The sequence below is a fragment of the Frankia sp. CgMI4 genome, assembly GCF_001756285.1.
In the GTDB taxonomy this organism is placed as follows: domain Bacteria; phylum Actinomycetota; class Actinomycetes; order Frankiales; family Frankiaceae; genus Frankia; species Frankia casuarinae.
In genome coordinates this window covers 277665-289648 of record NZ_MAQZ01000081.1, presented here as the reverse complement: position 1 = coordinate 289648, position 11984 = coordinate 277665, and the positions used below count along the sequence as shown (strand labels likewise).

Genomic DNA, 11984 nt, shown 5'->3' with positions numbered 1-11984 from the left:
GGGGTGGCCTCGTGCCTCTCGTGTGTACTCGGGCCGTTGGAGATGGCTTCTGCTCGTATGGTCGACAGGGGGCTTGTTGATCATGTCGAGGAGGTGGCGGTGAGCGCTTCGCCAGGTGTGGCAGGGACGGCTAGGCTGATCTCCATGGAGCGAGCGGCGCGGCTGACGGCTGTCGTCACGCACGAGGGTGACTGGTATGTGGCGCGGGCTTTGGAGGTCGAGGTGACCAGCCAGGGAGCCAGCGTCGAGGAGTCGCTGGCGAATCTTCGCGAGGCGCTGGAGCTGTACTTCGAGGACCAGCCGTTCCCCGTGACCGCCGCGGACGGTCCCATCGTCGCTCCGCTGGACATCCGCCTGTCGGCGTGACACCCGCGCTGCCTCGGATCTCCGGGGCGAAGGTGGTGAAGGCTCTGGGGCGTGCCGGCTTCGAGGAGGTCGCTACTCGTGGCTCGCACTGCAAGCTGCGGCACAAGGAGAGCGCTCGGGTTGTGATCGTGCCGCTCCACCGGGAGCTGGCGACGGGCACTCTCGCCTCTGTTCTGCGCCAGGCGGGCATCGAGGCGGAGGAGCTTAGGATGTTGCTCACCTGAGCCCGACGGGATCCCGGGTGCAAGCTGGAGGGGTGACCCTCTCAAAGCGTGCGTCCTGGTTCTTGATCGCAGTCGGCGTCTGGACGTGGGCCATCTGGCCGTTGCAAGTCGGGTTGTGTACACGGTTGCTTGGCACCCAAGCGCCCCTGAGCCACGCATCCCGTACGGTGCCTGCGCACGGGATCGGCGCTCACCCCGCCTCACTACCCCGGTCCCCGTAGTAGCCTCCCATTCAAGATCCAATCCAGGAAGAGATTGATGGGCCATTTGACCCGTGTTTGCTCCTACGTACGCAGCAGCAAGACTAGACGGTTTTTGTCGAACCCTGCACTTCCGCCAGCAAAAGCCGAAGAGTCAGGCTGTGCTTTTCAGGTGGGAGTCGATCCAAGGCGCAATGCCAGTGAATTAAGAACCGCACCGACAAGATCCACTTCAGTGGATTGATCTTGTTGGTGCGGTTGTCGTCGTGGAGCGGTCATATCGGTCGCGGTAGAATTCCGTGGTGACGAGTAAGAATGGGTGCGGCAGGCCGGCAGGAAGGTTGACGGATCATATTTCGCTCGGAGTGCTGACTGGCCTCGTTCACCATGATCTTGTGGACGATGTTCTGGTGGAGACGGRCCGGGTTGAGAAACGGTCCCGGAAACTGCCCGCACGGGTGATGGTGTACTTCACGCTGGCGATGTGGCTGTTCTTCGATGACGAACGAGGAGGTCATGGAGAAGGGCACACCCAGCGGGAATCGCGACCACGGCACGGATAGTCGCGCTGCGAGGTCGATCGGACAACCCGGCCCGGAGGGGCCGGCCGACGAAGAACCACGATCCGACGACCATGGCCTTCGACGTCCCGCGGCTCACGCCCGCAGGTGCTGGAGCGGCCCGGCGAAGGTCCGCATCACCTCGCTGAACGTCGTGTCGGGACGGTAGGCGGGCGGCTGGACCGATTCCCCGGCCCCGCTGCGGGCCGCTCCGAACCGCATGGTCCACAGCATCGTCTCGGCCACCGGGAGGGTGGCCACGACCGCGTCGTTCTCATCCTCCAGCTGGCCCGTCAGCCAGGAGACGCGGTCCGACTGCAGCGCGCAGACATAGATCACCTCGCCGGCCGCGTTGCCCGGGGCCGCACGCAGCCGCGCCGCCTGGTCCCCGGCGGCCAAGGCCTCGCCCAGCCGGTCGGCGACCAGCTGACGTTCCCACAGTTGCGCATCCTGGGCGATCCGGACGGCGACGCCACCGCACAGCCTCCGCTCGACGTGGATCTGCGCGTCGATCTCGGTGGCCTCACCGAAGTACCACGCGAGGACGTCGGGCAACGCGGCCCGCAGCTCCGCGGCGGACGGCTGGGCCATCGCCAGCCCCGGGCACTGCGGGGACCAGGCCGACCACGAAGGCCCGTCATGCCGCACGATCAACGAGRCGGGCCTACCCACGATAGATCATCTCGCGCGACTCCTCCGCCGTCCCGCCGCTTTGATCAGTAYCCGCGCTTCCCTCGCTGCCCGGGAGCACTTTGCGGTAAAGGCCGGACCGATTACGCGCAACACCGGCCTGTCCCGCACAACACCGACCTCTCCCGGCCGACGGTCTGGTYACGGGCGGCACTGACACGGAGGATGCGCAAGGGATCCGCAAGGCGGGCCAGGTCGGCGGGCCAGGTCGGCGGGCCAGRTCGGCGGGCCAGACGGCGGGAGGGAGGGAGCGGYGGTGGGGGCCGACGACATCCGGGGGCGCCGGATCGGACCAGACGAAGGAATGCTGTTGCGAAGGCTGCGTCTTGCCGCGCTCACCGATGCTCCTTCGGCGTTCTGGCAGACCCTGGCCGAGGCGAGCGCGCTGCCCGCCGAGGAGTGGGACGCCCGCGCCCGCGCCGGAGCCTACTCGTCCGCCGATCTGGTGGCCATCGTCGCCGTGGCTGGCGAGGCCGCCGGGATGGTGCAGGGCTTCACCCCGGTGGGCCGTCCCTGGTTACGGGAACTCGGCGCCATGTGGGTCGCTCCCGAGGCGCGGGGCACCGGAGCCGCCGACACCCTCCTGGCCACCGCGATCGACTGGGCCCGCCAGGCGGGCGCGGAGGCGGTGAAGCTCTGGGTGGTCCCCGGGAACCGTCCGGCGCGGCGCCTCTACGCCCGCCACGGATTCCTCGTCCTGGGCGGGCCGAAACCCGTCACCGACGATCCGACCGTCAAGGTCTTCGTTCCGATGCTGCTGCCGCTGTATCCCGCCCGGCCCCCGCCGCCCGCTGACAGTCCCCGCTTCGGGTGACGTCACCGCGACCGGTATCACGGGTGCCCCGGTGGGTTGGGGAACAGCTCCGGCGGTTATCCTTGACAAGCCCCCGAAAAATCCTCTACGGAGGACCAACACGAGGAGGTGGCCGCTGTGAGTCCTGGCGGGTGCTCCAGTAAAGGCCGCTTCCTGCTCGTGGACGTCAGCCAGCACTGAATCCCGGGCCGATGAGCGCGCACCGTCGCGCCCGGCCCGCGTCCACGGAACCCGGGTAGACGACGCCCGGGGCACTGTTCGGAAGTCCGGCCTGTTCGGACGCACGGCCCTCCTGTCCGGTGCGGCCGTGCCGTCGGCGACGTCGTCTCCGCCTCGGAGACGACGGTCACCGCTCTCCCGGCCCGACCGGTTCATGCCGGTAGCACGGAGCCATCCTGTCCCGGCCGCGCTTCCCTGATCCGTCCGGGTCGGCAGTCGCGTGGGCCGCGAGCAGTGCACAAGCAGGTGCGGTCGATCGAAGTCGTATCGACCAGAGGTCGCCGTGGYGATGCCGCCCGCGGCCTGCTCGAGGAATGCGCGCTCGCAGCTGTCCGGCAGTGGCTGGGGCGCGCGGARGGGGACCTTCCATGAGCATCTCAACATCGCGGACCGCGGGACGTCGTCGTGCCTGCACCGAGCGTCTCGACCTGCCCGCCTCCGGCCGGGTCACACTGATCCCCCGGGGYATGGACCGGGAATCGGTCAGTCGCTTCGCGGAGGCCATCGCCCGTTTCCTGGGAACCGGGCGCTACCTCGCCATTCAGACCTGTATCGTGATCGTCTGGATAGCCTTGAACATCGCGCTACCGCTGCTGCGGTGGGATCCCTACCCTTTCATCCTGCTGAACCTGGCCTTCTCGACCCAGGCCGCCTACGCGGCACCGTTGATCCTGCTCGCCCAGAACCGACAGGACGACCGTGACCGTGCCTCGCTGGCCGAGGATCGGGCGGTCGCTGTACGTATGCGGGAAGACACCGAGTTTCTCGCGCGTGAGATCGCCGCGCTCCGGCTTGCCCAGAGCGATGCGGCGACCCGGCAGTACATGCGCGGCGAGCTGGCCGGCCAACTCGAATCTCTTCGCGGCGACATCGAGAGTCTGGTGCGGGACGCGGTTCGCGTTCCGCCCCAGACGGCGTCGGATGAACGGGAGCCGACCGCCGCACGATCGCCGTCACGGCACGGCGGGSCGACGCCCACCCCCGGTGGTGCCCCCCGGGAAACGAGCGACCCCGAGACCGAGGGCCCACCCGCCACGGGCAAGCCGAACATCGGGAACCCGGAACGCCCCCGGCGGCCCAAGCACCACAAGCGCAGGAACACCACGGGTGTGAGCACGACCGGCATCCCCCCTCACTCCACGGACGCCGGGTATGCCACCCGCACCGGGAACCGCGAAAACGGCGGTCCCGACAGGAAAACGACGCCGACCATCGCCACCGGTCCCACCCCGAAGACCACGCTCGACGACCCCACCCGGGAGGCCGGCGCGACGACGCACCTCAAGAACAGAGGAGTTACAACGCACGGGCACCATAGTCTCTCTGCCCATACGGGCTCCTCCTGGCATTCATTGGGAAAGCCGCAACCAGTGGATTCCTACCCAGGAAACGTCCACTCGCGACACGGGTCGTAACCACCCTTCTGCGGAACGGGTCAACCCAGTAGCGTTCGGCAGGTGCGTGTCCCCTGTCCGCCCCGGCATGACCCGCGTCGCCTCCGCGGAAGCCTCGGGCGGGCGCTGGTGGCCGTGGCGGTCCTCGGAGCAATCCTCACCCCGTTCCTGAAGATCGTTCCAGCGACCGCGGCCGTCCCCGCACCCACTCCCGGTCCCACGAGCGGCCTGGGTACCGCCGCGTCCCCCGCGGCCGGCCTCGGGCCGCCGGCTGCGGCCAGCGCCCCACCCGCGGTCCCGCCCACCGTCCCGCTCGCCGCACCGGCACCCACCGCCGCTTCCGACTCCGCTCCCCCGGCCGGTCTCACGGCCGCCGAGTGGCTTGTCGCGGACGCGGGAAGCGGCGCCATCCTCGCCGCCTACCGCCCACACGCCCAGGATCTCCCGGCCAGCACGATGAAAATCCTGACCGCGCTGACCGTGCTGCCCGGCCTGCCGCCGGACCAGGTCGTGACGGTCGACGAGAACGCCCCTCGGGTGGACGGCACGAAGGTCGGTCTCGTGCCGGGGGTCGGATACACCGTCCGTGACCTGGCGACCGCCATGCTGATCTCCAGCGGAAACGACRCGACCATGGCCCTGGTCCAGGCGAGCGGGGGAACTCCCGCCGTGCTGCAGCGGATGAACGCTCTAGCCAGGTCACTCGGCGCAACGGACACCGTCGCCGGTGACCCGACCGGACTGGACAGTCCCGGCCAGGTCACCAGTGTGCACGACCTAGCCGTGCTCGGTCGGGCGGCGTTGGACAACCCGACGGTGCGCGGCTACCTGACGATCCCGCGCGCCTCGCTCGCCGGCCGGGGGAGCACCCGCTTCGAGATCCAGAACCACAACGCCCTGCTGCGTTCCTACGAGGGGACTATCGGGGTGAAGAACGGCTACACCATCGCGGCCGGCGCGACGTTCGTCGGCGCGGCCACCMGCGGCGGCCACACCCTCATCGTCGCCCTGCTGCGGACGGCTCCCGCCTACGGCAAGGACGCGCGCGCGCTGCTCGACTGGGGCTTCGCGCACGCCGACACGGTCACCCCGGTCGGGTATCTCGCGAACCCCGGGGCGACGGCGGCGGCGTCGAGCGGGCCCGCGGGAGACCGGCCCTCCATCAGCCCGGCGGGTCCAGGGGTCGCGCCGACCGCCGGCACGGCAACATCCTCCTCTTCCTCCTCGCGGCACGGAGTCGCCCGCGCGGGCGATCCTGGCAGCGACATCGGCCCGATAACCTGGATCGCGATCGGCTGCACCGTCGTAGCATGCCTGCTCACCGCACTCACCCATCGGGCCGCCCGGGTACGCCGACGCCAGCGCCGGCGGCGGCACGCGGCGGCGGGCCTCCGGGACGTCGAGCGCCCGTCGGGTCGGCCGCCCGCACCGCGTTACGGACACGTGTCCGTAACGCTGAGGCCGGCTGCCGGACCTGATCAGTCCGATCTGCTGGATGTCCCCGAGGGTATGCGGCGGCGCAGAAATGCCCGTACCCGGGCGGGGAGGGGCACCGTGCCACGCGGGTTGCTCTCCGACGCCACCCGCACCGGTCCGGCCGAGGATGGCTTCGCCGACGACGGGTCGGATGAAGCAGGCGCGAGCGGCGTCGAGCCGTTCTGGGAGCCGGGCACCAGGCGGCGGGAGGCCTCCGGGTTCGGCGAGCCGCTCGACCGGTAGGACTCCGGCCCCGTGGATCCCGCGCCTGCCGCGCCCGCGCTCCCCGCCGCCGCGCGGTCGGYCGCCTCGGAGACGGTATGCCGGGCTGCCGAACCGGAGGGGAAGACGTCGGAGTTGTAGGGCGCCGTCACGGTCCAGGCCGCGACGAACAGCGTCCATCGCATGACAATGTTGATCCAGATGAGCAACCCGACGATCACCGCGAACGTACCGTACACCGGATTGCTCATGGTTTGCCCGACTAGCCAGGTGCCGACGATCTTGAGGATCTCGACTCCGACGGCGCCGAGCACCGCACCCCGGACCGTCCGCACCCGGTCGGTCTGCTGCGGCAGCCGCCAGAACAGATAGAGGAAAACCGCGGTGTCGATCGCGAGGGCGACAAGCAGGGCCAGTAGGCCGGTCACCCAGGCCGCGGCGGTGCTGCCGGACAATCCGATCCAGCTCAGGAATGACCCGGTGGCCGAGGTCGAGAGGCTGGTCACGACGAGTGAGGCCAACAGAGTCAGCCCCAGTCCCGCGAGCACCGTGACATCCCGCAGCCGCCGGGTGATGATGTTGCCGACATCGATGTCCTGGTGCCATACGAGACGGATGGCGTCCCGCAGCGCGTCRATCCACGCGAGTCCGGCGAGCAGGAGGCCGGCAAGACCGATAATGCCCACACCGACCTTGGCGTTGCCAATCGAGGCGACGTCGAGCTTGTCCGCCAGGCCCGGAAGATAGTCGTTGATCTGCCGGGTCAGGCTCTCCTGCACATCGGGGTACGCGTCTACGACGAAGCCGGTGACCGCGAAGGCCAGCGCGATCAGCGGGAAGAATGACAGGAACGCGAAGTAGGTCGCCGACGCCGCGAGACGATCACCGCCATCGGCTGTGTAGCGGGAATATGCCCGGACGAGGTGATCGAGAAACGGACGTTTCCGGCGTACCGCCACAGCGGTACCGGAAACCGTCCCGACACCGGCCCGTACCGCCTGACGAGGTCCCGTCACATTCGTTACTGTCCCCCGACGACGTGCGCTCACTCCCGAGATCCGAGTGTGGCGCGTCGCCCCCCGCCGCCCACCGGTTCCGGCCCACGCTCAGGGCGACCGAACGGGAAGAAGCGTAGTTGCCGCCAGCGCAGGTCGGCGCCTCTTTCGTACAGCCCGAATCCGTTGACCTCGAACTGCGCCTGATATTCGGCGAGCGCATCAAAGGCGCGATCTAACGCGTCCTCGGCAAGATCGTGCGCGACGGTGACGTGCGGATGGTAGGCGAAGCTGAGCGGCCGGTCGAGAGGACCGGACCGTACCACCGCCGCCAGTTTCTCGCACCGGAGAATACCCATGGCGAGGGCGACGAACACGACCGGGGACAACGGCCGGAACGTGCCGGATCCCCGCAGGCGGATGGTGAACGGGGAGTTCGTCCGCGCCGTCTGCGCGAGGTGGCGCTCGATCATGGGCAGCTCCACGAACCCGACGGAGGTCGGACCCAGCAGGGTGACGTGCGGGACGATGAGGGCTGCGTTCGGGTCGCCGAGTCGCTCCCGCCAGTCCTGAAGCTCTGTGCGGTACGGCTCGGGGATGCCGATCGCCACCCCGATGTCCACCCGAGTCGCGGAACCGAGCGGATCGACCGATTCACCGGGATCAACGGCCGGGACAACCTGGACGGTATGACCGTTCACCCCCTCAGTCATGCGGGACCGGCTCCCCGACGAAAGCAGTGACGATCGCTACTCTGCGTATCCACATGCCTGCCTGCGCCGGGTGAAGAACCGGCCGTCGGGATCGGTCTCGCCGAGGAAGCATGCCGACATCATGGCCCATGAGCCACGGCCGTCCCGCGCGGACCATGGGAAGGGGATGCGGATTCCAGATCATGACCAAAAGCTGACAATACCCTCGGGAAAAACCGGCATCCGACCGGAAATGCTCACCGACGGCTGCGCCGCACCCGCCCTTTCTCGCACGTCACGCCAAGCGGTTTGCGGACCACGAGGGGGCCTGCGCCAGGATCGCGTCCGCCAGCGGTGGCCAGACTCGCTGGGCCCACTCGCCAAAATCACGATCACAAAGAGTCACACATGCGAGGCGGGCGACGGGATCCACCCACAGGAAGGTCCCGCTCTGCCCGAAGTGGCCGAAGGTCGACGGCGCGTTGGAGCTGCCCGTCCAGTGCGGGTGCTTGTCGCCGCGGATCTCGAAGCCGAGTCCCCAGTCGTTGGGGGTCTGCTGGCCGAAACCCGGCAGCACGCCGGCAAGTCCGGGAAAGGCGACCGAGATGGCCGTGGCGAACGTCGCGGAGGTGATCAGCGTCGGGGCGAGGAGCTCGGCAGCGAAGCGTCGCATGTCGGCAAGCGTCGCCGTCACGCCGGAGGCCGGGGATCCCGTCAGCCGGGCATCGTGCATCCCGAGGGGCTCGAAGACCGCCTGGGCGAGGTAGTCGGCGAAGGCGATGCTGGTCGCCTTCTCCAGCGCCTCCCCCAGTCGCTCGAACCCGGTGTTGGAGTAGATGCGACGGGTACCCGGGGGGGCCAATACGCGGGTCCCCGAGAACGCGAGCCCGGAGGTGTGGGCGAGCAGATGAGCCACGGTGGACCTGGGGGGTCCGGCGGGATCGTCGAGCCCGATCGCGCCCTCCTCCACGGCGATCAGGACCGCATAGGCGCTGAGCAGCTTCGACACCGAGGCCAGCCGGAAGAGATGATCGAGTGGTCCGGTCCGCGCCACCTCCCGGACCCGCGGGGTCACCGCTGCGCCCGGCCACCCGGACCCCGCACCCGGTCCGACCGCCTCGTCCTCMCGACCCATCACCACGACCGCGACGGTCTCGACCGGCCACGCCGCCACCTGTCCAAGAGCGTCCACGTTCCGCACTGTACGAGGTTTTCCCGCCGGTCCCGACGACCCAGGCACCCGGTTCCACCCCGCGGGCCCGGCAAGGCGGGGCATGCGTCCCCCCGGGGGGCAGCCGGCTGCGAGACTGGCGGGCGTGCAGACCCCCACATCCCCGTCCGGCCCGCCCGCCCCGCGTGACGAGCACCTCGGAGAGAACCCCCCCACGGATACCCGAGGATCCGGCGTGGCCCCGGGGGACGGCGTGGCCCCGGGAGACGGCCCAGGTCCGCGGGAACGGGCGGAGAGACGTGACAACGCGGGAACCGCGGGACCACGATACGTGACGGCAGGGCCGGTCAAGGATGCTGACACGATCACCGTCGCCACCCCGATCGTGCGCGTGGACGAGGCTGCCGACCTGCTCTCCCGTACGATTGACGTCCTTGTCGTCGGGGGCGGCCCGGCCGGCAGCGCGGCGGCTCTGGGCGCCCTGYGGGAACGCCCGGACGCACACGTCGTCATCGCCGACGCCGCCGAGTTCCCCCGGGACAAGACCTGCGGTGACGGCATCGCCCCACACGGCCTGGACGTCCTGCGTGATCTCGGCGTGACCGATGCGGTCGCCGGGTACCGGCCGGTGGACCGCATGCGCCTGCGCACCCCAGGGGGCGCCGAGGTGGCCACTCCCTCAGCCCGAGCCAACTACGTGGTACCCAGGGAGGTCTTCGACGCCCGTCTCGTGGCCGCCGCCCAGGCACGTGGAGCTCAGCTGATCCGGCGGCGCGTGCGGTCCCTGGAGTTTAYCGACCGGCCGCGCTTGGACGGTCGGGGACGGGAGCCGGTCGTCGTGGTCAACGGCTCGCTCACGGCGCGGGTCGTCATCGGCGCGGACGGCGCAAACTCCGCGGTACGCCGCGGGCTCGGGCTGCCGGGTAACCCCCCCGGGGCAATGGCGATCGCCGTGCGGGCCTATACCGAGGTCGCCTTCGGCGACGGCCCCCCCGAACAGTTCATCCACATGACCGACGAGGGTTGGCCGGCCTACGCCTGGTCGTTCCCGATCGGCGACGGCCGTGCGAACATCGGCTACGGGATGCTGCGGTCCCGGCTGGCCGGCGGGACGGACGGAACGAGTGCCAAGACCGTCCTGCGTCGCACGCTCGCCCGCATGCTGCCCGAGACACCGGCGCACCCGGCCACGCTGCGGGCCCATCATCTGCCGCTGTCGACCCATCGCCCCCGGCAGCCGAACGGTCCCGTGCTGCTCGCCGGGGATGCGGCCTCCCTGATCAACCCCCTGACCGGGGAGGGCATCTACTACGCGGTGCTGTCGGGGTCGCTGGCCGGGCATGCCGCCGTCCGCGCGGCGCACCCGGCCGCCGCGGGCCGGGTCTACCGACGCGCTCTCGACGCGGAGCTGGGACGGCATCTGCGGCACACGGCTCTGCTCGCCGGTCTCGCCGGGCGGCGCCGCACCCTGATGGACGCGGCGGTCCGGGCCGCCCGCACCCGTACCGAGCTGTACGACATGCTCGTCGAGATCGGGCTGGGCCGCGGCACCATCCCGACGAGTTCCCTGACCCGYCTGGCGATGCGGCGCACCATGACCGGCCTGCGCTAACCCGTCACGGGCCGCGCCCGACCCACCCCGGCAAGACCCGCGACGGCCACGGGCCGAGTGCGGTGGACAAGCCGTCACGGGCCGACGTAGGGAACGGCGAATGTGAGAATTATCACAGATACTCCAAACAGGAGGAGAATACTCACATCGAAGGCCCGTCCTCGCACCGCCAGCAGGCCGATCCGCCGTGCCGGCAGCACCAGACGGGCCAAAGCGGCCATCACCAGGACCACGCCGACGACCACCATTCCTCGGCGCCATCTGTCCTGGAAGACCAGCATCAGCCCGACGGTGACCCCGGCGAGCACCAACGCGAAGGTGGCCTCCTGCCGTAGCCAGCCGCCGATCCCGCCCCCGTCGCCACGCCTGCCGGGCTCGGCAGGCCCGGGCCCGGCGGGTGCGCCGGGCGTGACGAGTGGCGGCGGGGAGGCAGCTGGGACCGGTGTTCTCCGGGATCCGGAGATGGTCCCTGCCACGGGTGGCCCAGGCTCCGCACCGACCGCCGGCTTCCGGTGCTCCCCGAGGCCGACCAGCGGGGAGGACACCGAACGCCACGGGTCGTGCGATGGGATGCCGTCGCCCGCGACCCGCTCCGGTGGGGACGATCCGGGCTGACCCGGGGCGGCCGGCGGGGCCGGCGTCGGCGGAACGGGACGGTCGAACCGGCGCAACCCGCGATACTCGGCAGGAAGGCGCTCGTCACGATCCTCGCTCGGACGGAAGACGTCAACGCGGGCGGTGCCCGGCCACGACGGACGCCGCCGGTCCGCTTCCGCCCCAGCGCGGCGCGGCGGCAGCTCTGCCCGTTCCGCCCGGGGATCGGGCGCCTCATATCCGCCGGAATATCCGCCGGATCGGTGCCGCCCCCCCGGCCCGGGGCGGCCTGGATCATCCCCGGGTCGAGCCGGGCCGGAGCGGCGCACCGCGTCGGTCACCCTCGCCTCCGGCAGCGGTCGAGATCTCCTGCTGGACAGTGGTCCCGTACGGGACATGGTGGCGTCCCCGCCGTCATCGGCGACGACTTCCACCCAAGTGCAGGATGCATCGAACACCAATCCAACCAGGGCATCGGTCCTTACGGACACACGGTAGGCCGCCTGCGGCATCGGCGCCCACGGGCGCAGGGAGCACGGCGGGGCCACGCCGAGGCCACGCAGGGGTGGCCCGGGTGAACGGCCGGCCCGTCGGGCGGCGGATCCTCCACKACGGTGATCTGCCCGATGCCACGACCTGCCGAAGCGGGGATGACAGCCCTATATCACATGCCAGCGACAAAGGATACGATTACCCCATCCGAGCACATCACGCGCACAATATGCAGCACCCCCACCTATAGGCATCATGCAGGC

At 70.1% G+C, this 11984-nt stretch carries 10 protein-coding genes and 2 pseudogenes; 7 read left to right on the top strand and 5 right to left on the bottom strand.

Going from position 1 to position 11984, the window contains the following annotated elements:
- Positions 1-144 precede the first annotated feature (144 nt).
- From Manayef4_RS15340 to Manayef4_RS23145, 3 genes and pseudogenes are all read left to right on the top strand, one after another.
- The gene (locus Manayef4_RS15340) at positions 145-366 is read left to right on the top strand and encodes a type II toxin-antitoxin system HicB family antitoxin (protein WP_023839758.1); all 222 of its coding nucleotides are present in this window, start codon (positions 145-147) and stop codon (positions 364-366) included.
- On the top strand, positions 363-590 hold the full coding sequence (locus Manayef4_RS15335) for a type II toxin-antitoxin system HicA family toxin (protein WP_011435122.1): 228 nt from the start codon (positions 363-365) through the stop codon (positions 588-590). The genes Manayef4_RS15340 and Manayef4_RS15335 overlap by 4 nt, the downstream gene beginning before the upstream one ends.
- Positions 591-1089: 499 nt before the next feature.
- Positions 1090-1315: pseudogene (locus Manayef4_RS23145) on the top strand (transposase domain-containing protein); the annotation flags it as partial.
- A 131-nt stretch (positions 1316-1446) separates the two neighbouring features.
- Here Manayef4_RS23145 and Manayef4_RS15330 read toward each other — a convergent pair.
- Entirely contained in the window at positions 1447-2022 is a 576-nt protein-coding gene (locus tag Manayef4_RS15330) for a hypothetical protein (protein ID WP_070132010.1), read from the bottom strand.
- A 274-nt stretch (positions 2023-2296) separates the two neighbouring features.
- Here Manayef4_RS15330 and Manayef4_RS15325 point away from each other — a divergent pair, with 274 nt between their 5' ends.
- The 3 genes and pseudogenes from Manayef4_RS15325 to Manayef4_RS26715 all read left to right on the top strand — a co-directional run.
- A complete protein-coding gene (locus tag Manayef4_RS15325) occupies positions 2297-2854 on the top strand; it encodes a GNAT family N-acetyltransferase (RefSeq protein ID WP_235462778.1) in 558 nt (185 codons plus the stop codon).
- A 587-nt stretch (positions 2855-3441) separates the two neighbouring features.
- Positions 3442-4488, top strand: a complete 1047-nt coding sequence (locus tag Manayef4_RS23140; protein WP_083282475.1) for a DUF1003 domain-containing protein — start codon at positions 3442-3444, stop codon at positions 4486-4488.
- 42 nt (positions 4489-4530) lie between these two features.
- A pseudogene (locus tag Manayef4_RS26715) lies at positions 4531-5469 on the top strand (serine hydrolase); the annotation flags it as partial.
- Between the two features lie 476 nt (positions 5470-5945).
- Here Manayef4_RS26715 and Manayef4_RS15305 read toward each other — a convergent pair.
- The 3 genes from Manayef4_RS15305 to Manayef4_RS15295 form a co-directional block, all read right to left on the bottom strand.
- Positions 5946-7181, bottom strand: a complete 1236-nt coding sequence (locus Manayef4_RS15305; RefSeq protein WP_070132008.1) for a YihY/virulence factor BrkB family protein — start codon at positions 7179-7181, stop codon at positions 5946-5948.
- Between the two features lie 29 nt (positions 7182-7210).
- Positions 7211-7873 (bottom strand): 2'-5' RNA ligase family protein, encoded by a 663-nt coding sequence (locus Manayef4_RS15300; RefSeq protein WP_023839762.1) that lies wholly within the window; start codon positions 7871-7873, stop codon positions 7211-7213.
- Between the two features lie 274 nt (positions 7874-8147).
- Positions 8148-9044, bottom strand: a complete 897-nt coding sequence (locus Manayef4_RS15295) for a serine hydrolase domain-containing protein (protein WP_035729730.1) — start codon at positions 9042-9044, stop codon at positions 8148-8150.
- 310 nt (positions 9045-9354) lie between these two features.
- Here Manayef4_RS15295 and Manayef4_RS15290 point away from each other — a divergent pair, with 310 nt between their 5' ends.
- Positions 9355-10635, top strand: a complete 1281-nt coding sequence (locus Manayef4_RS15290; protein WP_254665669.1) for a geranylgeranyl reductase family protein — start codon at positions 9355-9357, stop codon at positions 10633-10635.
- 74 nt (positions 10636-10709) lie between these two features.
- Here Manayef4_RS15290 and Manayef4_RS26060 read toward each other — a convergent pair whose 3' ends face one another.
- Positions 10710-11111 (bottom strand): DUF3017 domain-containing protein, encoded by a 402-nt coding sequence (locus Manayef4_RS26060; protein WP_235609118.1) that lies wholly within the window; start codon positions 11109-11111, stop codon positions 10710-10712.
- Positions 11112-11984 lie beyond the last annotated feature (873 nt).

Excerpts from the sequence above, each read along its gene's own strand:
- Manayef4_RS15340 (WP_023839758.1), top strand. The coding sequence starts at position 145 with ATGGAGCGAGCGGCGCGGCTGACGGCTGTCGTCACGCACGAGGGTGAC.
- Manayef4_RS15300 (WP_023839762.1), bottom strand. The coding sequence starts at position 7,873 with ATGACTGAGGGGGTGAACGGTCATACCGTCCAGGTTGTCCCGGCCGTT.